This window comes from Grimontia sp. THUN1695 (assembly GCF_059704325.2).
This window is the reverse complement of the sequence record NZ_AP046577.1, coordinates 2,988,737-3,012,826: the sequence shown is the minus strand read 5'-3', so window position 1 is coordinate 3,012,826 and position 24,090 is coordinate 2,988,737. Positions and strand designations below refer to the sequence as shown.

The window sequence follows — 24,090 nt, the reverse complement described above, 5'->3', positions numbered from 1 at the left end:
CGGGATTTAAGAATAACCAAACGGAGAAACTCATGGCCAAGCATTTTGATTATATTTGTATCGGTGGCGGCAGTGGCGGTATTGCATCGGCAAACCGCGCCGCGATGTACGGTGCAAAAGTAGCGCTCATCGAAGCGCGTCACCTCGGTGGCACTTGTGTCAACGTAGGTTGTGTACCGAAAAAGGTGATGTGGCATGGCGCGCAAATCGCAGAAGCCATCAAAATGTACGGCCCGGATTACGGCTTTGACACCACGCTGAACCACTTCGACTGGGCCAAACTGGTAGAAAACCGCGAAGCCTATATCGGCCGTATCCACACTTCATACGAAAATGTACTGGGTAAAAACCAGATCGAAGTGATTGAAGGTTTCGGTAAATTTGTCGATGCCAAAACCGTCGAGGTGAACGGTGAGCACTATACGGCTGACCACATTCTGATTGCTGTGGGCGGCGCACCAACTATTCCAAATATTCCCGGCGCAGAATATGGCATCGACTCCAACGGTTTCTTCGCGCTCAACGAGCAGCCAAAACGTGTTGCTGTTGTCGGCGCAGGCTATATTGCGGTTGAGATCGCCGGCGTATTGAGCGCGCTGGGCTCAGATACCCACCTGTTTGTGCGTAAGGAATCCCCGCTTCGCAGCTTCGACCCAATGATCATCGACACCCTGGTGGAAGTGATGGAAAAAGAAGGGCCGGCACTGCACACCCACTCAATTCCAAAAGAAGTGGTAAAAGAGTCAGACGGTTCGTTGACCCTGCACTTTGAAAATGGCCAAACTCACAACACCGACCTTCTGATCTGGGCGATTGGCCGTCACCCTGCAACCGACAAAATCAACCTGGCTGCAGCAGGCGTGGAAACCAATGACCGCGGCTACATCAAGGTAGACGAGTACCAGAACACCAATGTGCCGGGCATCTACTGCGTAGGCGATATTATGGAAGGCGGTATTGAACTGACCCCAGTGGCAGTGAAAGCCGGTCGCCAGCTTTCTGAGCGCCTTTTCAACGGCAAAGCTGACGCCAAAATGGATTACAACCTGGTGCCTACTGTGGTATTCAGCCACCCGCCTATCGGCACCATCGGCCTGACCGAAACTGAAGCCAAAGCACAGTATGGCGAAGAAAATGTGAAGGTTTACACCTCTAGCTTCACCGCCATGTACACCGCCGTCACCCAGCACCGCCAGCCATGTAAAATGAAACTGGTCTGTGCCGGAGAAGACGAAAAAGTCGTGGGGCTCCATGGCATCGGCTATACCGTGGATGAAATGATCCAGGGCTTTGGCGTAGCAATGAAAATGGGCGCAACCAAAGCAGACTTCGACAGTGTGGTCGCCATCCACCCGACCGGTTCGGAAGAGTTTGTTACCATGCGCTGATCGTAAACGCCTTTGAAAAAGCCCCGACAGTCAAGGCTGTCGGGGCTTTTTTATTCATACCACATCACTCACACAAGACATTCAGCGTCAGGGTGTCGGTGATGGCCACAAATGCCATATCGAGCTTGATGTCGTAAACCTTTCCATTATTTAGCCAGTAAGGAATAGTGTTGGATAACGCACCTTGCTTGCCAGATTGTTCAACCGCCCGCCGGAGCCCTTTCTCAGACACTAGCTGTTTCCCTGCATCGCGACAGGCCTGCTGTGCATCGTCAAAAGTAGCGCGCCACCAATCCTGCCGGCCGCGGGTATAGCGGGCATCATCCCTTTTGGGCTGAGGCGTCCAAAGCCCTGCTACCTTATTCAGCGTCCGCGCAGATTGGGATTGACGAGCTGCAGATGGTGACGCTTTAGGCTTGTTTTTTCTGACTTGAGGATAATCGACCTGGCGAATAAACGCATCCGCCGTCAGAGGCAACTGGCGCAGAAGATTGCGGGTTTGGAATGCCACATGATGATGTTCAAACGGCCCCACAAGGCAACGCAACTGGTTGGATTCCTGACGAAACACCAATGGGGCTGCATTATCCAACGCCTGTTCAATCACACGTCTTTTATCCCCTAAGGAGCCCTCAGGATAAATGCCACACTGCACCCAGAAAGGACCACCATTTTTTGCCGGTTTACGCCCCCAAAGTCCTTCGCCAACCGGACATGTCTCTGCCACCAAGCGCACACCGTTTTCCACACTGACACTTTGACACTGTCCGTCCAGATCAGGCTTGGCATGCACCGAAAATCCCATAGAAAACAGTACAACAAAAATTGCACTAAAGAGGGCTGAGTCAAAAGAAAACTGCATGGATGCTTGCCTATTTACTACTACACCCAAACAACCTGAAGTGACAGGTTGTTTGGATACATACCACAAAAAAGCGCTGAATCTGACCGGATAAAGCCGCCAACAATCATGCATTGTAGAGGCGGCGTTATGTATTGGGGGAATTACGATCTGTTTCTACAACAGATTTCACAAACCCTGCTCCATCTCGCGGATGACAAGATTAGGCTCACAAAGCACTAGTAGGGCTGATTCTTTCGATAACGGTATTGAAATGCCTGTATCTGCGTCAAAAGCGTTTCCATCCGCTACCCAATAAGGCAAAGGACTGGACAATTCTTCTTTTGCCGTCGGTATCGTTATCAGCTCTTTCAGCGTCTGCTCAGACACTAAATTCATATTATCTGTCGCGCAGGTCATCTTGGCTTCCTGGAGAGTGGCACGCCACCAAACATTATGTTGATCACTATATCTGGGCTCATCCACTTTTGGCATTGGACTTTTCATTCCAGCAATATCCAAATAACGGCGGGGCGGTTTTTTGACTTCCCGGATAAACGCTAAAGAGAAAGCGTCACTTTGCCTTACTGCCGCCTTCACTCCAGCAGCCTCAGAAAAGTGCATAAATGGCCCCAGCAAACAGCGGTATTGACCGTTTTCAGTGCGAAAAGCCAGTTTATCCAGTGAGATATCACGGGGAAACAGATCGGAAAAACTGGCTGGAGGCGAACGGTTAAACAAACCACATTGCACCCAGAAACGTCCGTCTTCCTTCTCGGGGCGTTTTGACCATAAACCTTGCCCGACGTCACAAGATTCTCCCACCACTTGCCAGTTGCCGTCACTCACAGGTTGACACCCATCACTGGCAACGCTGACCGGTGACAAGAAAGCAGCAATAAACAAGAAAGGTATCAGGTGTGAAAATTTTGCAATCATTACACGTTATCCGTCAAAGAGGTTTATTATTCAGCCTACTCTGAAATCCATGAAATAACGAGAAAAGAGGAATAGAGACAGTTTGATGCTGCCCTTTTTTCTCTTTATCGCACCTAGTGTCACTTATTCACAACATGACAAGCTATTTGTCTGTCTCCATGCGTTTTTAACGAAGGTTGTTCGTGGTGACATTTATCGATAGCGTTACGGCATCGCGCATGGAATGCACAACCTTTCGGCGGATTCAACGGACTGGGTAACTCCCCGGTTAACTTAATGCGCTCTATCCGGTGTTCGGGGTCGAGGCGCGGCGTTGCAGAAAGCAATGCCTGGGTATAAGGATGTTGTGGAGAGGTGAAAAGCTCATCTGCCCTCCCTTTTTCCACGCAGCGTCCCAAATACATCACCATGACGTCGTCTGCGATGTGCTCCACCACCGACAAGTCATGGGAAATAAAGACATAGGAAAGACCAAGCTCTTCCTGTAGGTCCATCATCAGGTTAAGCACTTGCGCCTGCACCGACACATCAAGCGCAGAAACCGGTTCATCAGCAACAACCACTTCAGGATTCAGCATCAAACCACGGGCAATCGCGATACGCTGACGCTGCCCACCGGAGAACATATGGGGGTAGCGATCGTAGTGCTCTTTCTTGAGCCCGACTTTCGCCATCATCTCCATCGCACGCGCTTTCCGCTTGGCCGCGTTCATGTCGGTGTTTATCGCAAGCGGCTCTTCAAGAATCTGGCCGATTTTTTTTCGGGGATTCAAGGAGCCATAGGGATTCTGGAAGACAATTTGAATCTTCTGACGACGTAGCTTGTCTGATTCAGGATCGCGCTTGAGAAGATCTTTGCCTTTAAAATCCAACGTCCCTCCGGTAGGCACTTCGATCATGGTCAGTAACCGGCCAAGCGTTGATTTACCACAGCCTGATTCCCCAACAACAGCAAGGGTTTTGCCACGCTCCAGGGTAAATGACACACCGTCCAGTGCTTTAACCTCTGCATCCGGTTTAAATAGGCCCTGTTTAACTGGATAGTATTTTTTCAGATCCACTGCATGAAGCAGCGGTGCATTCTGTTCACTCATCGTGTTGGCTCTCCCTGCTCATTCAATGGATAATGGCACTTCACCGCACGTTCCGGAGGCCCTTGTACCGCAGGCTCCTGAGTACGGCACTTATCTGTTGCATACGGACAGCGGGGGTTCAGCAAACACCCTCCCGGGCGGTCGAACAGGCCAGGAACCACACCTGACAAAGAATCCAGACGATGCTTACCGGCGGAGGATTCCGGTAAAGAACGCAAAAGCGCCTGGGTATACGGATGCTTTGGCATGCTGAAAATGTCCGTCGCCGCACCGGTCTCAACCACCTGCCCCGCGTACATTACCATCACTTTATGCGCCGCCTCTGCTACCAATGCCAAATCATGGGTGATCAGCACCAGCGCCATGTTTTGCTCTTTCTGTAGTTCGAGCAGCAAGTCAATGATCTGGGCCTGAATCGTTACATCCAATGCCGTGGTGGGTTCGTCGGCAATCAGCAGGCGGGGATTACAGGCTATCGCCATCGCAATCATTACGCGCTGACTCATGCCACCGGAAAGCTGGTGCGGATAAACCTTAAGACGTGAAGCCGGATCGGGGATCCCAACCAGCGTCAACAATTCCTCAGCCCGCGCCCAGCGCGCTTTTTTGCTCCCCCCCTGGTGAACACCCAATGCTTCCATGATTTGATAACCCACGGTAAAGCAGGGGTTAAGGCTGGTCATGGGGTCCTGGAAGATCATCGAAATATCGGCACCAGTGAGCTTTTTCCGCGCGTTATCTGGCATCTCCAGCAGGTTAGAGCCGTAAAAATTCACCGACTGAGCACTCACTCGCCCCGGATAATCAATCAGCCCCATAATCGCCAGTGAGCTGACCGATTTTCCGGAACCAGATTCACCGACAATGCCAAGAATTTCACCTTCATCGACGCTGTAACTGATTTTGTCCACCGCTTTAAACGGCGCGCGCTCATCACCAAAATGCACAGAGAGCCCGTTTACTTCTAATATTGCCATGTCGCTCTCCTACTGCTTCAACTTCGGATCCAGCGCATCACGCAGACCGTCACCCATAAGGTTAAAGGCCAACACCGTGAGCAAAATTGCAAGTCCCGGGAAGGTCACCACCCACCAGGCTGAATTAATGAACTGACGGGCATCGGCCAGCATCACGCCCCATTCAGGCGTGGGCGGCTGTGCCCCCAAGCCAAGAAAGCCGAGCGCAGCCATGTCGAGGATAGCGGCAGAAAAGCCCAGCGTTGCCTGTACAATCAAAGGCGCCAGACAATTGGGCAGCAGGACAGAGAACATCAAACGAATATGCCCCGCACCGGCGACGCGGGAAGCGGTGACATAATCCCGGTTGATTTCTGACAAAACCGACGCGCGGGTCAGGCGCACATAGTGCGGCAGGGAGACAAAGGAAATCGCCAGTGACGCATTGAAAATAGATGGCCCAAGGATGGCAACAATGGCAATCGCCAGAAGCAGGCTTGGTAATGCCAACATGATATCCACCAAGCGCATGATGGAGGTATCGACGACACCTCCGAAATAACCGGCAACCAGTCCAAGCGCCACACCCAGCACCAGTGACAGAACCACCACAAGGCAGCCAATCAACAATGAAAGCCGGGCTCCGTAAATCAAGCGGGAGAGAATATCGCGACCGACATCGTCAGTGCCCAGGATATAACTCCAGCTGCCACCATCAACCCAGGCCGGTGGCATCAAAAGAGCATCGCGAAATTGCTCGGCCGGGTTATGGGGCGCCACTATCGGGGCCAATACAGCAATGACGATGACACAGGCGATATATATCAGTCCCGCCAGCGCCCCCTTATTGGACGAAAAGTATGCCCAGAATTCTGCAAACGGCGACAGCGGCTCACGTTCCTGGGGAAAGTTTGAAGTTTGTGTGGTTTCAGACATCGTTGACCCTCCTACTTACCGTGGCGAATACGTGGGTTAACGATGCCGTAGAGAATATCAACGATAAGGTTAACAACAATGATGATGGTCGCCACCAGCAAAATCCCCCCCTGTACAACGGGGTAATCACGTCGGCCAATAGATTCAATCAACCATTTACCGATCCCCGGCCAGGCAAAGATGGTCTCTGTCAGAATGGCACCGGAAAGCAGGATACCGACCTGTAAGCCAATCACTGTGATGACGGGAATAAGCGCATTGCGCAAACCGTGAATGATAACAACACGCCAAGGCATCAGGCCTTTCGCACGGGCCGTGCGGATATAATCCTCTCCCAGCACTTCCAGCATCGATGAACGGGTCATACGGGCAATCACCGCAAGCGGGATCGTTCCAAGCGCGACAGCAGGCAAGACAAGATGGTGAACAGCAGCGCCAAACGCCCCGTCTTCCCCCGAAAGCCAGCTGTCTATCAACATAAAACCCGTGACTTCATCGACCCAATAAGTGGCATCATCCATGCGTCCGGAGACCGGTGTTATATCAAGGCCGATAGAGAAGAAAAGAATAAGCAACAGCGCCCACCAGAAGATAGGCATGGAGTAACCGGTTAACGATACCGCCATGACAGAGTGGTCAACCACCGTTCCGCGCTTGACCGCTGCAAGTACCCCGGCAGGCAAGCCAATGGCAATGGCAAATAACGCAGCACAGAGAGCCAGTTCCATCGTGGCAGGAAACAGAGTCATAAACTCTTTCATGACAGGCTCTTTGGTAATCAGGGAAGTGCCAAGATCTCCTTGCAGCACGTTGCTGATGTAGACGAAATACTGCTCTAGCAAGGGTTTATCAAGGCCCAGCTCGGCCATCAACTGAGCATGGCGCTTGGGGGATACACCGCGCTCACCGGCCATCACTTCAATGGGGTCACCCGGGATCATCCTGATCAGGGAAAAAGTCAGCAGGGTAATGCCGATAAACGTCGGGATCACCAACCCCAGACGCTTAAGAATAAACTGCAACATAAAACAACTCGCTCAATTGCATGGTGACGCAAAAATCGCGGCAGCATCCTGCGACCGCGGTGTTCTTTTGCTCTGGCGTGATTATTCTTGGATGTCTACACCGTAGAAAACATGACCGCCGAACGGGTCAATTTTGTAGCCTGTTACTTCTTTACGTACAGGTTCAAAGACAACAGAATGCGCGATGGTTGCCCATGGTGCCTGCTCTTTAAAGATCACCTGCGCTTCTTCATACAGCTTGGTACGCTCTTTAACATCAGACGTACGTTTCGCTTTCTGGATCAGCTCTTCGAACGGTTCGTAACACCAGCGTGCGCGGTTTGAACCACCTACACTCGCACAGCCAAGCAGTGCTGCAAGGAAATTATCCGGATCACCGTTGTCACCCGTCCAACCGAGCAGCAAGGTGTCATGCTCACCTTCTTTCGAGCGCTTCAGGTACTCACCCCATTCAAAGGTTACGATTTCAGCCTCAACACCAATCTTCGCCCAATCTGCCTGAATCACTTCTGCCATACGACGCGCATTCGGGTTGTAAGGGCGTTGGACAGGCATTGCCCAGATGTTCGTTTCAAATCCGTTTTCCAGACCCGCTTCTTTTAGAAGTGCTTTCGCTTGCTCCAGATCGAATGGGTAATCCTGGATTGAATCGTTGTAAGACCAAATCGTCGATGGCATTGGGTTTTTCGCTGCTTTACCCGCGCCTTGGAACACCGCATCGATAATGGCTTCTTTATTGACGGCCATATTCAGAGCTTTACGCACACGAACATCGTTGAAAGGCGCTTTCTCTACGTTAAAGGCCAAGTAACCAACATTCAATCCTTCCTGACTCATCAGGTTGACCACGTCATCATTGCCCATGCGCTCAAGGTCTGCCGGGTTCGGGAAAGGCATCACATGACATTCACCTTTCTGCAGTTTCGCATAACGCACTGACGAATCCGGCGTGATGGAAAAGACCAAGCGATCTATTGGCGCTTTGCCTTCATAATATTCTGGGTGAGCCAAGTAGCGGATGGTGGAGTCTTTTTTGTAGCCTGCCAGCGCAAATGGACCCGTACCCGCTGGCTCCAGATCAAGCTTCTCAGGCGTACCCGCCTTTAACATTTGATCCGCCTGCTCAGCAGACATGATTGACGCGAAGTCCATCGCCAGGTTAGCAATGAACGGCGCTTCTGGGCGTGTCAGGTTAAAGCGTACTGTGTAATCATCAACCTTCTCGATGGAGTCAACGAGCGTACCCATTTCGGTGTATCCGAAGTACTCGTAAGTACCACCAGACACTTTATGGTATGGATGATTCTCGTCTTTCTGACGCATAAACGAGAAGATAACGTCATCAGCGTTGAAATCACGTGTCGGTTTGAAATTTTTCGTGGTGTGGAACTTAACACCTTCACGCAGTTTGAAGGTGTAAATCAGGCCATCGTCAGAGACAGTCCATGACTCGGCAAGACCCGGAACGATGTTAGTGGTACCGCGCTCAAACTGCACCAGACGGTTAAAAATTTGGCGAGAGCTTGCATCAAAAGTGGTGCCTGCTGTGTAGAGCGACGGGTTAAATCCTTCTGGAGAGCCTTCTGAACAGTAAACCAAGGTTTTTGCCTGCACGCCGGCCGTCATCGCTGATGCAAGTAACGCTGCACTCAGCTTCAACATTCCTGTTTTCATCGTTTGACTCCATGTGGTTTGAACGACAAACGGCCGCCAAACCACCTTCCTTACAGCGAAAAATGCTTCCCGCACCCTTTCGTGTAAATCAATCCGGTTTGAGGAAGCTATAGATGGAATCAGCGGCCAGTTTTAAATTGCGCAAATTCAAGGCAATTTGTTGATAAATGAATCTGTCAAAAATTTTACAAAAAATCAACAAAGCAGCACTAAGTTCTATCTTTAAAGCTCCACATCGCATATTTAGTCAAACCAATGAGGATATGCAGAGTAATAAAAAACAAAATGTATCACGTATAACTAATTGTTTTACAAATCTTTATTTGGTGAGAAGAGGAATGGGACGAGATATGTAAAATATATAGGAAAAAATAAGTAAGAAATGAAAATCTTAGGATAAAAATTAACCTTTAATGCACATTCTGCCACACTTTCTAGCATTTATCGCTAAAAATAAACCATCAACACCTAACCATATTCGATTGGTCATAAGTAACATAAATGCATAATTAGAAGAGCTAACATGCATTAAACGCTCGATTCAGCACCTCTTTCAGCATGACTTACTTCAAAGAAATGATAATTCGCATGAAGCACTGTCTGGGTGTCCCTATCATGTTAACGAAAAGCAGGCTTCTATATCAGCCATGGATGTAACGATGCCGCCTCAATCCCGCACTGAGAAAACGAAAAAGCCCGCTCTACTGAGCGGGCTTTCCTGAAAGTGGTCGGTGAAGAGGGATTCGAACCCCCGACCCTCTGGTCCCAAACCAGATGCGCTACCAAACTGCGCTATTCACCGAGTGGGGTGGCTAACGGGACTTGAACCCGCGACAACTGGAATCACAATCCAGGGCTCTACCAACTGAGCTATAGCCACCATATTTTTTCGTTCCGGACTGGCGCACCCGACAGGATTCGAACCTGCGACCTTTGGCTCCGGAGGCCAACGCTCTATCCAGCTGAGCTACGGGCGCTTGCCCCTGTCGGCGGAGTCGCATATTACGGATATCGCTCCCTTCCGTCTAGCACTTTTTTTAATTTTTTCTCCGAACGGTTTATTTTTGCCCGATCAGGCTAAAATCAGTGCAAGCAAGGCGTATCATAACGGTTTCACGCAACAATCTAAAGCGCTATAATCACTTAATCTTTACACGGAGTTAACCTGATAATATTCATACTTCGTATTCAAGATTGTCATGATGACTAAAAAGGGAGACTCAGTTAGCCAAACCTTCCCTTCAATTGTGATAAAAATAACTAACCGCATAAAAAGCGTCCGGGTACTCGGGACCAAAAAGATATTGGGAGTGAAACAGTGAGCGCAAAGGGAATTTTTTTACGTCGTCTAGCAGTATCTGCTGTTACTGCTTTCTCTCTGATGGGCGCAGCGCACGCTGCTGATATGTCAGAAGAAGCTATTGCAGAACGCATCGCACCTGTCGGTTCCGTTTACCTGGAAGGCGAAGCGCCGGTTGAAACGGCAGCAGCTGCACCTTCAGGTCCACGTACAGGTGATACAATTTACAACACCTTCTGTATGGCCTGCCACGCAACAGGGGCAGCCGGTGCGCCGAAAGTCGGTGATGCCGCCGCGTGGGAACCACGCCTGGCACAAGGCCGTGACACATTGAACAAGCATGCGATTGAAGGGTTTAATGGTATGCCAGCACGCGGTACATGCATGGATTGTTCAGACGAGGAAATTGTTGCAGCCGTCGACCACTTGCTGTCACTGTAAAGGACACGGCCCGTTAGGGAAAAAGCCGGGTGATCCGGCTTTTTATCACTCTTTCTTCAGCATTGCCCTTAGGTTGGCAATCGCAGCCTGCCCTTTGGCCATCCGTTCTTCCTGGGTCTGGGGCTTTTTCTTCTCTTCCCATTCCACATCATCATACGGCAACTCTTCAAGGAAACGGCTGGGCATTGGCTTTATCAGCTCACCATACTGCCTGCGCTCTTTACACAGGGTAAAGGTCATCTCCTTTTGAGCGCGGGTAATGCCGACGTACGCAAGACGGCGCTCTTCCTCGACGTTATCCTCGTCAATACTCGATTGGTGAGGCAGCAAGCCCTCTTCCATGCCTACCAGATACACATATGGGAACTCCAGACCTTTTGAGGCATGCAGTGTCATCAATTGCACCTGATCAGCATCGTCGTCATCCTCGCCGCGTTCCATCATATCGCGCAGCGTCAGGCGCTGAACCACTTCACGGAGTGTCTTCACTTCGTTGTCGTAGTTATCACCCTCCAGATCGGCCACTATCCAGCTGTAGAGATCAGACACGTTCTTCATCCGCATCTCCGCGGCTTTCGGGCTCGGAGAGGTTTCATACAGCCAGTCTTCATAATGCGAATCACGCACCAGCGAGCGCACGGCATCCACCGCATCCCCCCGTTCAAACTGATCGGAAAGCTCTACCATCCAGCGGGTAAAACGTTGCAGGGACTCAAGCCCACGTCCGCTGAGGTGCGTCTGGAGCCCCAGTTCGAAGCTGGCAGCAAACAGGCTTTTCCCGCGCATGTTGGCGTATGTTCCAAGCTTTTCGAGTGTCACCGGACCAATTTCACGGCGCGGAACATTCACAATGCGCAGGAAGGCATTGTCATCATCCGGGTTGGTCAGCAAACGCAGGTAGGCCATGATGTCTTTGATTTCTGCGCGGGCAAAGAAGGAGGTGCCCCCGGAGATCTTGTAGGGAATACGGTTCTGCATCAGGGCCTTTTCGAACAGGCGTGACTGATGGTTGCCACGGTAAAGGATGGCGTAATCCTTGTAGTGAGTGCGATTCATAAACTTGTGGGCTATGATTTCACCCACCACCCGTTCGGCTTCATGTTCCTCATTGTTGGCTTTAAGCACTTTGAGCATTTCGCCGTCCGGCAGCGCAGAAAACAGGGTTTTCTCAAACACGTGTGGGTTATTAGCGATCAGGATATTGGCTGCACGCAGAATACGGCTGGTCGAACGGTAGTTTTGTTCCAGCTTAATGACTTTCAGCGCTGGGAAGTCCTGGCTCAACATCAGCAGATTTTTCGGCTGTGCGCCGCGCCAGCTGTAAATCGACTGGTCATCGTCCCCTACCACGGTAAAGCGTGCCCGCTCTCCTACCAGCAATTTCACCAACTGGTACTGACTGGTGTTGGTATCCTGATATTCGTCGACCAGAAGGTAACGGATTTTGCTCTGCCAGCGCTCACGCACCTCCTCATTGGTTTTCAGCAGGATCACCGGCATCAGAATAAGGTCATCAAAGTCCAGCGCGTTATAGGCCTTCATCTGTTTTTGGTACATGGCATAACAATGGGCAAACAACTGGTCACGTTCTCCCATGGCGGCAGCTTGTGCCTGCTGCGGTGTCAGCATATCGTTTTTCCAGTTGGAAATGGTATGCAGCAACTGCTTGAGCAAATCCTTATCGCCATCGAGCTCTTTTTCAGTGAGATCTTTTAAAAGTGCTATCTGGTCTTGATCATCAAACAGCGAGAAACCGGCTTTTAGGCCCAGACTCTTATATTCACGACGAATGATGTTAAGTCCAAGGGTGTGAAACGTGGACACCATCAATCCCCGCGTTTCCTGACGGCTGAGAGCCTGCCCAACACGCTCTTTCATCTCCCGGGCGGCTTTATTGGTGAACGTTACTGCCGCAATATGACGCGCTTTATAACCACAATGTTGAACCAGGTAGGCAATTTTGTTCGTAATAACACGCGTTTTACCGGAGCCCGCGCCCGCCAGCACCAGGCAAGGCCCAGAGACATGGTGGACAGCATCATTCTGCGCTGGATTCAGTTTCATGCAGCTCCTCTGTTCGTTTACGCGATAGTTTGCAGGCGCATTGTATACCCAAACGCGGGATAACTTCAGGCCGCAGGTGATAAAAGGGCAAGTCCCGATACTGAAACCTTGTCATCATGAATAACGTGTTGGCAATGTGTGAGCTTATCAATACAATGAATGAACGTTCATTCACCAAAGACGGCGTGTTATGACTGACAAGAAAACGCAAATTCTGGAAGCAACGGAGCGTTTGCTGGCCACCCACGGCTTTGACCGCCTGTCGATACAGATGGTTGCGAAAGAAGCTAAGGTTGCCGCAGGCACGATTTACCGTTATTTCTCGGATAAAGATGATTTGTTACGCCAGCTCAGATGCCACGTGGTTCAGCAATGCGCGACCAAAATGCTTGAGGGTTTCAGCGATAACATGTCCCTGGAGCAACAGTTTGTCACGCTGTGGCGCAATGCCTGGCACCTGACCATCAGTCGTGATGACAATGCGATAAACCGCGAACAATTTGACAGTTTGCCTTACCAGAGAAACGAAGAACAACAGTTGTTGGATTTAAAAGCCTTCGGCCCAATTCACCGTTTTTTTGAACGTGGTATCGCAAGCGGTACATTTAAACCCCTATCCACCTATGTACTGTCCAGCATTGGTATTGAACCGGCGGTGTGTCTGGCTCGCAAACAGGTACAGGGTGTGATTGAACTCGACGAACCAGCAATCGAAGAAGCGATCAATGCTTGCTGGGACGCTATATGCCTTCAAAGATAACCGGAGCAATCTCAATGAAAAAATGGTTGATAATGCTAGCCATTGTGGCCGCGATGGCCACCCCCGTTCTCTACAAACTGAACGACAACCTGGAAAAATTCGAAGCCTTCAAAAACATGCCTGAGGCCGAATTCCCTGTTACAGCGGTAGAAATGACACCCACCGCTTGGATCCCGACCATTGAAGCGATCGGTTTTATCGAACCCAACCAGGGTGTCACGCTGACCAGTGAAGTCAGTGGCGTGATTGAAACGATTAACTTTAAATCTGGCCAGACCGTTAAACAGGGGGATGTGCTGGTGGCGCTGGATTCGAAAGTCGAAGCGGCAAACCTGAAAAGCACCCAGGCACGCCTGCCGGCTGCCGAGGCCAAGTATAAGCGCTATCAGGGACTGTTCGAAAAAGGATCTATCTCTAAAGAAGCGCTGGATGAGGCTGAAGCCAACTTCCGTTCACTCCTGGCCGATGTAGAGAGCCTGAATGCTTCTATTGATCGCCGCACCATTGATGCGCCTTTCGATGGCATTGTAGGCCTACGGAACGTATTTCTGGGCGAGTATCTTCAACCGGGCAATGAAATTGTGCGCCTGGAAGACACATCTATCATGCGCCTTCGCTTTACTGTTCCCCAGACTGACATTGCCAAAATCAAACTGGGCCAGCAAATTGACATTTCTGTCGACGCCTATCCGGACACGCCGTTTACCGGCAAGATCAGCGCCATTGAGCCTGCGGTCAACTTCCAAAGCGGCCTGATCCAGGTGCAGGCGGATATTCCAAACAACCACGGCCAGCTGCGTTCAGGTATGTTTGCCCGTGCTAATATCATCCTGCCTACCATCGAAAACCAAATCGTGGTTGACCAGACCGCCATCAACTTCACCCTGTACGGTGAAAACGTGTATGTGCTGCGGGAAGAAGAGGGCGAATTGCGCGCATACCAGCAGGTAGTGAAAGTCGGCGAACGTAAAGGCCACGTTGTCCACGTACTGGAAGGCCTGAAAGCCGGTGATAAAGTGGTCACTTCCGGTCAGGTTCGCCTAAGTAACGGTGCCAAAGTGCGTGTGGTCGAAAGCGATGCCCTAAACCCACCGGCAGAGCTGCCACAACTGTAAGGGGCTGCTATGAAATTCACTGATATTTTCATCAAACGTCCGGTCCTGGCGGTGTCGATCAGTTTCCTGATCGCCCTGCTCGGCCTGCAATCGATGTTCAAGATGCAGGTACGGGAATACCCGGACATGACCAATACCGTGGTAACCATCTCCACCAGCTACTATGGTGCGAGTGCCGACCTTATCCAGGGTTTTATCACTACCCCGCTTGAACAGGCGGTGGCGCAGGCTGATAACATCGATTTTATGACGTCTGAATCGGTGCTCGGTAAATCGACCATCACGGCATACATGAAGCTCAATACCGACCCAAATGCGGCGCTGGCTGACATTCTGGCCAAGGTGAACTCGGTGCGCGCCCAACTGCCGGGAGAGGCCGAAGATCCATCGGTATCCATGTCGACCGGCTCAACCACCGCGGTGATGTACATCGGCTTTACGTCGGAAGCACTCGACTCCAGCCAGATCACTGACTATCTGGAGCGTGTCACCAAACCACAGCTGTTCACCGTCAATGGTGTAGCCAGCATCGACCTGTACGGTGGCCTTAAATACGCCCTGCGCGTTTGGCTGGATCCGGCAAAAATGGCCGCTTTCAACCTGACAGCCACCGATGTGATGGGCGTGCTGAATGCCAACAACTACCAGTCGGCAACCGGCCAGTCTATCGGTACCTACATGATCTACAACGGCGCAGCAGACACTCAGGTCTCTGACACCGATGAGTTGAAGCGTCTGGTTGTTGCCACCCAGGAAGGTCAGGTGATCCGATTAGGGGATATTGCCAAGGTCACGCTCGAAAAGAGCCATGATATTTACCGTGCTACAGCGAACGGTTCTGAGGCTGTGGTCGCTGCAATTAATGCTGCGCCAACGGCCAACCCAATTAACATTGCCGCCGATGTACTGAAAAAGCTACCAGAGCTTGAGCGCAATATGCCTAGCACGATCAAGATGAACGTGCTTTACGATTCTACCGTTGCCATTAACGAATCAATCAAGGAGGTGGTGAAAACCATCATTGAAGCGGCATTGATCGTGTTGGTGGTGATCACCCTGTTCCTGGGTTCCTTCCGTGCGGTACTCATCCCGATCATTACCATTCCACTGTCGCTGATTGGTGTGGCAATGATGATGGAGCTGTTTGGCTTCTCGCTGAACCTGATGACGCTGCTGGCGATGGTACTGGCTATCGGTCTGGTGGTGGATGACGCCATCGTGGTGCTTGAAAATGTCGACCGGCATATCAAGCTCGGGGAATCCCCGTTCCGCGCGGCCATTATCGGTACCCGCGAAATTGCGGTCCCGGTGATTTCGATGACCCTGACGCTGGCGGCAGTCTATGCCCCTATCGCGTTGATGGGGGGCATCACTGGCTCGCTGTTTAAGGAGTTTGCCCTGACGTTGGCCGGTGCCGTTTTTGTCTCCGGTATCATCGCGCTGACCCTGTCGCCGATGATGTGTTCGAAAATGCTGAAAGCCAACGAGCAGCCGGGCAAGTTCGAAGCGAAAGTCCATCACTTCTTGGATGGCATGACCGAGCGCTACGCAAAAATGCTGAAAAGTGTCATGGGCATGCGTCCAGTGATCATCACTTTCGCCGTGATTGTCTTTGCCAGCCTGCCAATGCTGTTCAAGCTCATTCCGAGTGAACTGGCACCGGCAGAAGACAAAGGTGTGCTGGTTATGATGGGTACCGCGCCGTCTACCGCGAACCTGGACTATATCCAGAATACGATGGCGGAAGTGAACCAGAAGCTGGCTGACCAACCGGAGGTGGCATTCTCACAAGTGTTCTCCGGCGTGCCTAAGTCCAACCAGGCGTTTGGTATCGCTTCCCTGGTGCCTTGGAGCGAGCGTGAAGCCAGCCAGGCGGAAGTGGTTCAGCGCATGGGGGCCGAAGTGAAAGACATCCCGGGCATGGCAGTCACTGCCTTCCAGATGCCAGAATTGCCAGGTGCCTCTTCAGGCCTGCCAATCCAGTTCGTGATCACGACACCGAACAACTTCGAAAGCCTGTTCCAGGTCGCCTCTGACATTTTGGCAGAAGTGAAAAGCAACCCGCAGTTTGTATACTCCGACATGGATTTAAACTTCGACTCTGCGACGATGAAAATCAACATCGACAAAGACAAAGCGGGTGCCTACGGCGTGACCATGCAGGATATTGGTATCACCCTGGGTACTATGATGGCGGACGGCTACGTCAACCGTATCGATCTGGATGGCCGCTCTTATGAAGTGATCCCGCAGGTTGAGCGTAAGTACCGCCTGAATCCGGAATCGATTAAGGGCTACTATGTGCGCTCAGCCAGTGGTGAAGCGGTACCTCTAGGCTCGCTGATCACCATTGACGTTGTCGCAGAGCCCCGCGCCCTGCCACACTTCAATCAGTTAAACTCTGCGACCATCAGCGTGGCTGCTGCAGGTATGCCGATGGGTGATGTAATTGACTGGTTTGAAAATGTCGCCAGGGAAAAACTGCCTGCCGGTTACCAGCACGACTATCTGGGTGAATCCCGTCAGTTCGTGACTGAAGGCAGTGCACTGGTGGGCACCTTTATGCTGGCGCTGGCGGTGATCTTCCTGGTACTGGCTATCCAGTTCGAATCACTGCGTGATCCCTTGGTCATTCTGGTATCGGTGCCTCTAGCTATCTGTGGTGCACTGATTGCACTGGCCTCAGGCGCAGCAACCATGAACATCTACTCCCAGGTCGGCCTTATCACGCTGATCGGCCTTATCACCAAGCACGGTATCCTTATCTGTGAGGTGGCGAAGGAAGAGCAGCTGCACCGGGGTGTGGGCAAGATGGAAGCTGTCATGGAAGCAGCGAAAGTGCGCTTGCGCCCTATCCTGATGACCACAGCAGCAATGATTGCCGGTCTGATCCCACTGATGTACGCCACCGGTGCCGGTGCGGCGCAACGTTTCAGTATCGGTATCGTTATCGTTGCCGGTCTGGCGATTGGTACGCTGTTCACTTTGTTTGTTTTGCCGGTGATCTATACCTATCTGGCAAGCAAACACCAGCCTCTGCCAGAGTTTGAAGAAGATTTTGACGCCAGCAAAAAGCCAGCGCACTGAGTTCAAACCTGACGAAAGGCCTCATTTTGAGGCCTTTTCCTTTTTCCTGCGTATGACTTTATGACTCTGTGCAACAAATGCCTTGCATGACCCTTTCGACAAAAGGGCGAGGGTTGCTTAGAATAGCGGCATCAAAATAAGGAGTAACACATGTTCGACCCAAAAAAGTTGGAGCAAATTGCCAAGCAAATCCATGAGTCTATGCCTAAGCCGGTAAGAGATCTGGGTAACGATGTGGAGCAGAAGGTTCGCGAAGTGATTCAGTCACAGCTGGCTAAACTGGATGTAGTCAGCCGGGAAGAGTTTGATGTCCAGACTCAAGTCCTGCTTCGTACCCGCCAGAAGCTGACCGAAATGGAACAAAAGCTGGCTGAGTTTGAGCAAAAGCTCAACGAAAAGTCTGACGCTTAAATACCATTACGAAAGATATAGAAAACCCGGCGATTGCCGGGTTTCTCGTACTTGCACTCTTCGGTGATTAGTCACCGACTGCGATACGTTTCATATCAGTCATGTAGCCACGCAGCTCCTGGCCAATCCACTCTACCGGGTGGTTGCGCAGCGCATCATTCACGTCAATCAGGGTTTGGTTGTCAACGTGGTTGCCAGTTTCACCCAGACCTTTACCAATCACATCAGTACCCACCAACGGCATGAATTTCTCACGCAGCAGCGGTGTAGCAACGTTGGCAAACAGATAGTTACCGTATTCTGCCGTGTCAGAGATAACCACGTTCATTTCATACAGGCGCTTACGTGCGATAGTATTCGCAATCAGTGGCAATTCATGCAGTGATTCATAGTAGGCAGACTCTTCGATGATGCCGGATGCCGTCATCGCTTCAAATGCCAGTTCAACACCCGCGCGAACCATTGCCACCATCAGGATACCGTTATCGAAGTACTCCTGCTCAGAAATCTTAACGTCAGTTTCTGGGTAGTTTTCAAATGCGGTTTCTGCTGTCTCTGCACGCCAGCTCAACAAGTCCGCATCATCATTCGCCCAGTCAGCCATCATGGTTGATGAAAAGTGACCGGAGATGATGTCATCCATATGCTTGTTATACAGTGGGCGCATCAGATCTTTCAGATCTTCAGAAAGTTCAAACGCTTTCACTTTTGCTGGGTTAGACAGGCGATCCATCATATGGGTGATACCGCCAAACTTCAGCGCTTCAGTGATGGTCTCCCAACCAAATTGCAGCAGTTTACCTGCATAACCTGGATCGATACCCTCAGCAACCATTTTCTCGTAACACACGATAGAACCTGCCTGCAGCATGCCACACAGGATGGTTTGCTCGCCCATCAGGTCAGATTTCACTTCCGCAACAAAAGAAGACTCCAGCACACCTGCGCGGTGACCGCCGGTTGCAGCAGCCCACGCTTTTGCAATCTCCAGGCCATCACCATTTGGGTCGTTTTCTGGGTGAACAGCAATAAGGGTCGGAACACCAAAGCCACGCTTGTATTCTTCACGCACTTCTGTACCCGGACACTTAGGTGCCACCATCACAACAGTGATGTCACTGCGGATTTGCATGCCTTCTTCAACAATATTGAAGCCGTGGGAATAACCCAGTGCCGCACCTTGCTTCATCAGCGGCATCACTGCACTAACGACTGCCGTGTGCTGCTTGTCCGGTGTCAGGTTAACCACGAGATCCGCCTGCGGGATCAGATTTTCGTAGTTATCGACATTAAAACCGTTCTCTTTGGCATTTTTGTAGGACTGACGCTGCTCATCAATCGCCGCCTGACGCAGTGCATAAGACACGTCCAAACCCGAGTCGCGCATATTAAGCCCTTGGTTCAGGCCCTGTGCACCACAACCCACAATAACGACCTTTTTGCCTTTCAGGTAATCCGCTTCGTTTGCGAATTCCGCTTTATCCATAAAACGGCATACACCTAATTGAGCCAATTGCTCTCGCAAGTTCAAGGTATTGAAATAGTTAGACATGTCGAATACTCCATGAAGAAAATGTGTCCCTTAGCGATGCGAACATAACAATCTGTTGCACCAAATTGCCCTCATCATAGATCAGGCATTAGGTTGCCTAAAGTGATATATTCACAACAAGTAATTGCATTTTTTGCAACATGGAAGTTAATCGATGAACATCAAACATCTTCAGCTGTTCATACATCTTTGCAACAGCAGAAGTTTCTCTAAAACCGCATCGGCTATGCATGTCAGTCCATCCGCTCTGAGCCGCCAAATCCAGAAGCTGGAACAGGAAGCGGAACAGCAACTGTTTCTTCGCGATAACCGGAGCGTAGAGCTGACATTGGCTGGAAGAAAGCTGTTACCGGTCGCGTTAAAAATCTTGCAAGAATGGCAGCAGTACCAAAGTCAGTTTAATGCCACAGGAAATGAGTTGGTGGGTGAGATAAGGCTGTTTTGCTCCGTCACTGCAAGCTACAGCCATTTGCCCAAGCTATTGGCTGAGTTCCGCTTAAGGCACCCGTTGATTGAATTGAAAGTCTCAACCGGGGATCCTGCGCAGGCTATCGACAAAGTACTCTCTGACAACGCTGACATTGCAATCTCGGCATTACCAGAACAACTCCCTGCGAAAATTGCGTTCGAGCCTATCAGTGACATTCCGTTATCCGTCATTGCCCCGATAGGGATCAGCAGTTTTACTGATATATTGCAAAGTGAGCATCCGGACTGGTCTTCTATCCACTTTATTGTGCCGGAAGCAGGGACAGCCAGAGAACGAGCCAATACATGGTTCAAGAAAATGAAGATTAGACCCAATATCTATGCTCAGGTATCCGGCCATGAGGCAATAGTCAGTATGGTCGCACTCGGGTGCGGGGTTGGAATTGCACCAGATGTGGTGATCAACAACAGCCCGGTCAGGGACAAAATAGAAAAACTGAAACTGGCACCCATTAAACCATTTGAACTAGGCGTATGCTGCCTTCGTTCCCAGATAGACAATCCGCTGATCAAAGCGCTTTGGGATGTGGCAGAAAGGAAAACGATCTAGCTTTAGATATCAAATAACGCAGACAGCAAAAAGCCCTGCTATTGCCAGCAGGGCTTCTTAATAAGTGGCGGAGCGGACGGGACTCGAACCCGCGACCCCCGGCGTGACAGGCCGGTATTCTAACCAACTGAACTACCGCTCCACTCAAATTACTGTGTGTTCAACACAATAACCTAAATTGGACGCCTGGCGATGTCCTACTCTCACATGGGGAGACCCCACACTACCATCGGCGCTGCTCTGTTTCACTTCTGAGTTCGGCATGGAGTCAGGTGGGTCCAAAGCGCTATGGTCGCCAAGCAAAATTTTGTCAGGAACAAAATTTAACGCACCTCAAGTGCGGCCCGTCAGGGTCAAATACACGGATGTATTTGATAAATTCCTTCCTTAAATCTTGGAAAGCTGTCTGTTCTCAACACATTCAATGTTCTGTTTGAGTCCGTCAAAACCCCTTGGGTGTTGTAGGGTTAAGCCTCTCGGGCAATTAGTACAGGTTAGCTCAACGCCTCACAGCGCTTACACACCCTGCCTATCTACGTCGTCGTCTCCAACAACCCTTCAGGATACTTTAAGTATCAGGGAGAACTCATCTCGAGGCTCGCTTCCCGCTTAGATGCTTTCAGCGGTTATCAATTCCGAACTTAGCTACCGGGCAATGCCACTGGCGTGACAACCCGAACACCAGAGGTTCGTCCACTCCGGTCCTCTCGTACTAGGAGCAGCCCCTCTCAATTCTCCAACGCCCACGGCAGATAGGGACCGAACTGTCTCACGACGTTCTAAACCCAGCTCGCGTACCACTTTAAATGGCGAACAGCCATACCCTTGGGACCGACTTCAGCCCCAGGATGTGATGAGCCGACATCGAGGTGCCAAACACCGCCGTCGATATGAACTCTTGGGCGGTATCAGCCTGTTATCCCCGGAGTACCTTTTATCCGTTGAGCGATGGCCCTTCCATTCAGAACCACCGGATCACTATGACCTGCTTTCGCACCTGCTCGAACCGTCATTCTCGCAGTCAAGCGGGCTTTTGCCATTGCACTAACCTCACGATGTCCGACCGTGATTAGCCCACCTTCGTGCTCCTCCGTTACGCTTTGGGAGGAGACCGCCCCAGTCAAACTACCCACCAGACACTGTCCTCACCCCAGATTATGGGGCCAAGTTAGAACATCAAACATACAAGGGTGGTATTTCAAGGATGGCTCCACGGCAACTGGCGTCACCGCTTCTTAGCCTCCCACCTATCCTACACATGTAGGCTCAATGTTCAGTGCCAAGCTGTAGTAAAGGTTCACGGGGTCTTTCCGTCTAGCCGCGGGTACACAGCATCTTCACTGCGATTTCAATTTCACTGAGTCTCGGGTGGAGACAGCGTGGCCATCATTACGCCATTCGTGCAGGTCGGAACTTACCCGACAAGGAATTTCGCTACCTTAGGACCGTTATAGTTACGGCCGCCGTTTACTGGGGCTTCGATCAAGAGCTTCTCCCTAAGGATAACCCCATCAATTAACCTTCCAGCACCGGGCAGGCGTCACACCGTATACGTCCTCTTTCGAGTTTGCACAGTGCTATGTTTTTAATAAACAGTTGCAGCCACCTGGTATCTGCGACTGCCCATAGCTCCATCCGCCAGGGACTTCACCGCGGGCAGCGTACCTTCTCCCGAAGTTACGGTACCATTTTGCCTAGTTCCTTCACCCGAGTTCTCTCAAGCGCCTTGGTATTCTCTACCCGACCACCTGTGTCGGTTTGGGGTACGGTTACTGATAACCTGAAGCTTAGAGGCTTTTCCCGGAAGCAGGGCATCAATGACTTCACTACCGTAGTAGCTCGACATCGTGTCTCAGTGTATAGCAAGCCGGATTTGCCTAACTCGCCCACCTACGCACTTGAACCAGGACAACCGTCGCCTGGCCCACCTAGCCTTCTCCGTCCCCCCATCGCAGTTATCAGCAGTACGGGAATATTAACCCGTTTCCCATCGACTACGCCTTTCGGCCTCGCCTTAGGGGCCGACTTACCCTGCCCCGATTAACGTTGGACAGGAACCCTTGGTCTTCCGGCGAGGAGGTTTTTCACCCCCTTTATCGTTACTCATGTCAGCATTCGCACTTCTGATACGTCCAGCATGCCTTACAGCACACCTTCAACCGCTTACAGAACGCTCCCCTACCCAATGTGCCTAAACACACTGCCGCAGCTTCGGTGTATCGCTTAGCCCCGTTACATCTTCCGCGCAGGCCGACTCGACCAGTGAGCTATTACGCTTTCTTTAAATGATGGCTGCTTCTAAGCCAACATCCTGGCTGTCTGAGCCTTCCCACATCGTTTCCCACTTAGCGATAACTTGGGGACCTTAGCTGGCGGTCTGGGTTGTTTCCCTCTCCACGACGGACGTTAGCACCCGCCGTGTGTCTCCCGGATACTACTTACTGGTATTCGGAGTTTGCAAAGGGTTGGTAAGTCGGGATGACCCCCTAGCCTTAACAGTGCTCTACCCCCAGTAGTATTCGTCCGAGGCGCTACCTAAATAGCTTTCGGGGAGAACCAGCTATCTCCGGGTTTGATTGGCCTTTCACCCCTAGCCACAAGTCATCCGCTAATTTTTCAACATTAGTCGGTTCGGTCCTCCAATTGATGTTACTCAATCTTCAACCTGCCCATGGCTAGATCACCCGGTTTCGGGTCTACGTCATGCAACTGAACGCCCAGTTAAGACTCGGTTTCCCTACGGCTCCCCTATGCGGTTAACCTTGCTACATAACGTAAGTCGCTGACCCATTATACAAAAGGTACGCAGTCACCTAACAAGTAGGCTCCCACTGCTTGTACGTACACGGTTTCAGGTTCTATTTCACTCCCCTCACAGGGGTTCTTTTCGCCTTTCCCTCACGGTACTGGTTCACTATCGGTCAGTCAGGAGTATTTAGCCTTGGAGGATGGTCCCCCCATCTTCAGACAAGATAACACGTGTCCCGTCTTACTCGTTTTCACTCACTGTGCGTTGTCGTGTACGGGGCTATCACCCTGTATCGCGCCACTTTCCAGAGGCTTCCACTAACGCACAATCAGCTTAAGGGCTGGTCCGGGGTCGCTCGCCGCTACTGCCGGAATCTCAATTGATTTCTTTTCCTTCGGGTACTTAGATGTTTCAGTTCCCCGAGTTCGCCTCATTAACCTATGGATTCAGTTAATGATACTGGCTTATGCCAGTGGGTTTCCCCATTCGGAAATCCGAGAGTATCGTGACTCTTACCGTCTTCTCTCGGCTTATCGCAGGTTAGCACGTCCTTCTTCGCCTCTGACTGCCTAGGCATCCACCGTGTACGCTTAGTCACTTAACCCTACAACCCCAAGAGGTTTCGTAGCTTTAAACAACCAAGGTTTGTCATCGTTCGATGACGATTTCGCCGGACTCAAATTCCAAGAACACTTGAATGTGTTTGGTGTTAACTCTTA

16 protein-coding genes, 4 tRNA genes and 2 rRNA genes are annotated in these 24,090 nt (G+C 51.0%); 7 read left to right on the top strand and 15 right to left on the bottom strand.

From position 1 onward, the window contains the following. Positions 1-32 precede the first annotated feature (32 nt). Positions 33-1,388 (top strand): glutathione-disulfide reductase, encoded by a 1,356-nt coding sequence (gene gorA, locus AC6IB1_RS17205; protein WP_005501763.1) that lies wholly within the window; start codon positions 33-35, stop codon positions 1,386-1,388. Positions 1,389-1,452: 64 nt separating this feature from the next. On the opposite strand, the gene AC6IB1_RS17200 is transcribed toward gorA, so the two are convergent. The 10 genes from AC6IB1_RS17200 to AC6IB1_RS17155 form a co-directional block, all read right to left on the bottom strand. Next, positions 1,453-2,250, bottom strand: coding sequence for an SPOR domain-containing protein (locus AC6IB1_RS17200; RefSeq protein WP_497567631.1), 798 nt, complete (start codon positions 2,248-2,250; stop codon positions 1,453-1,455). 168 nt (positions 2,251-2,418) lie between these two features. Next, a complete protein-coding gene (locus tag AC6IB1_RS17195) occupies positions 2,419-3,078 on the bottom strand; it encodes an SPOR domain-containing protein (protein ID WP_497567630.1) in 660 nt (219 codons plus the stop codon). A gap of 209 nt (positions 3,079-3,287) precedes the next feature. Next, entirely contained in the window at positions 3,288-4,262 is a 975-nt protein-coding gene (locus tag AC6IB1_RS17190; RefSeq protein WP_497567629.1) for a peptide ABC transporter ATP-binding protein, read from the bottom strand. Continuing rightward, positions 4,259-5,239, bottom strand: coding sequence for a dipeptide ABC transporter ATP-binding protein (gene dppD, locus AC6IB1_RS17185; RefSeq protein ID WP_497567628.1), 981 nt, complete (start codon positions 5,237-5,239; stop codon positions 4,259-4,261). Before dppD ends, AC6IB1_RS17190 begins: the two co-directional genes overlap by 4 nt. A gap of 9 nt (positions 5,240-5,248) precedes the next feature. Then, positions 5,249-6,154 (bottom strand): dipeptide ABC transporter permease DppC, encoded by a 906-nt coding sequence (gene dppC, locus AC6IB1_RS17180; RefSeq protein WP_497567627.1) that lies wholly within the window; start codon positions 6,152-6,154, stop codon positions 5,249-5,251. Between the two features lie 11 nt (positions 6,155-6,165). Further along, positions 6,166-7,179 carry an ABC transporter permease subunit gene (locus tag AC6IB1_RS17175; protein WP_497567626.1) on the bottom strand — a complete coding sequence of 338 codons (1,014 nt, stop codon included), beginning with the start codon at positions 7,177-7,179 and terminating at the stop codon, positions 6,166-6,168. Positions 7,180-7,260: 81 nt separating this feature from the next. Continuing rightward, positions 7,261-8,853: an ABC transporter substrate-binding protein gene (locus AC6IB1_RS17170; RefSeq protein WP_497567625.1), complete on the bottom strand. Its 1,593-nt coding sequence runs from the start codon at positions 8,851-8,853 to the stop codon at positions 7,261-7,263. A 725-nt stretch (positions 8,854-9,578) separates the two neighbouring features. After that, positions 9,579-9,655: transfer RNA gene (locus AC6IB1_RS17165), tRNA-Pro, on the bottom strand. A gap of 2 nt (positions 9,656-9,657) precedes the next feature. Further along, positions 9,658-9,733, bottom strand: a tRNA-His gene (locus AC6IB1_RS17160). A gap of 20 nt (positions 9,734-9,753) precedes the next feature. Continuing rightward, positions 9,754-9,830 (bottom strand) — tRNA-Arg (locus tag AC6IB1_RS17155). 341 nt (positions 9,831-10,171) lie between these two features. Between AC6IB1_RS17155 and AC6IB1_RS17150 the strand changes: the two genes are divergently transcribed. Then, the gene (locus AC6IB1_RS17150) at positions 10,172-10,594 is read left to right on the top strand and encodes a c-type cytochrome (RefSeq protein WP_497567624.1); all 423 of its coding nucleotides are present in this window, start codon (positions 10,172-10,174) and stop codon (positions 10,592-10,594) included. Positions 10,595-10,639: 45 nt separating this feature from the next. On the opposite strand, the gene rep is transcribed toward AC6IB1_RS17150, so the two are convergent. Next, positions 10,640-12,658, bottom strand: a complete 2,019-nt coding sequence (gene rep, locus AC6IB1_RS17145; RefSeq protein ID WP_497567623.1) for a DNA helicase Rep — start codon at positions 12,656-12,658, stop codon at positions 10,640-10,642. 190 nt (positions 12,659-12,848) lie between these two features. Between rep and AC6IB1_RS17140 the strand changes: the two genes are divergently transcribed. From AC6IB1_RS17140 to ubiK, 4 genes are all read left to right on the top strand, one after another. Then, entirely contained in the window at positions 12,849-13,418 is a 570-nt protein-coding gene (locus AC6IB1_RS17140) for a TetR/AcrR family transcriptional regulator (RefSeq protein ID WP_497567622.1), read from the top strand. 14 nt (positions 13,419-13,432) lie between these two features. Continuing rightward, the gene (locus AC6IB1_RS17135; protein ID WP_497567621.1) at positions 13,433-14,533 is read left to right on the top strand and encodes an efflux RND transporter periplasmic adaptor subunit; all 1,101 of its coding nucleotides are present in this window, start codon (positions 13,433-13,435) and stop codon (positions 14,531-14,533) included. 9 nt (positions 14,534-14,542) lie between these two features. Beyond that, a complete protein-coding gene (locus AC6IB1_RS17130; protein ID WP_497567620.1) occupies positions 14,543-17,620 on the top strand; it encodes a multidrug efflux RND transporter permease subunit in 3,078 nt (1,025 codons plus the stop codon). A gap of 150 nt (positions 17,621-17,770) precedes the next feature. Beyond that, the gene (gene ubiK / locus AC6IB1_RS17125; protein ID WP_114996310.1) at positions 17,771-18,031 is read left to right on the top strand and encodes a ubiquinone biosynthesis accessory factor UbiK; all 261 of its coding nucleotides are present in this window, start codon (positions 17,771-17,773) and stop codon (positions 18,029-18,031) included. Positions 18,032-18,098: 67 nt separating this feature from the next. On the opposite strand, the gene ilvC is transcribed toward ubiK, so the two are convergent. Then, complete coding sequence (gene ilvC, locus AC6IB1_RS17120; RefSeq protein ID WP_497567619.1) at positions 18,099-19,583, bottom strand: ketol-acid reductoisomerase; 1,485 nt, start codon at positions 19,581-19,583, stop codon at positions 18,099-18,101. A gap of 154 nt (positions 19,584-19,737) precedes the next feature. Between ilvC and ilvY the strand changes: the two genes are divergently transcribed. Then, positions 19,738-20,622 (top strand): HTH-type transcriptional activator IlvY, encoded by an 885-nt coding sequence (gene ilvY, locus AC6IB1_RS17115; protein WP_497567618.1) that lies wholly within the window; start codon positions 19,738-19,740, stop codon positions 20,620-20,622. 65 nt (positions 20,623-20,687) lie between these two features. Here the strand turns inward: ilvY and AC6IB1_RS17110 are convergent. From AC6IB1_RS17110 to AC6IB1_RS17100, 3 genes are all read right to left on the bottom strand, one after another. Further along, positions 20,688-20,764 (bottom strand) — tRNA-Asp (locus AC6IB1_RS17110). A gap of 42 nt (positions 20,765-20,806) precedes the next feature. Further along, positions 20,807-20,922: ribosomal RNA gene (rrf, locus tag AC6IB1_RS17105) — 5S ribosomal RNA — on the bottom strand. Positions 20,923-21,085: 163 nt separating this feature from the next. Beyond that, positions 21,086-23,975: ribosomal RNA gene (locus AC6IB1_RS17100) — 23S ribosomal RNA — on the bottom strand. Positions 23,976-24,090 lie beyond the last annotated feature (115 nt).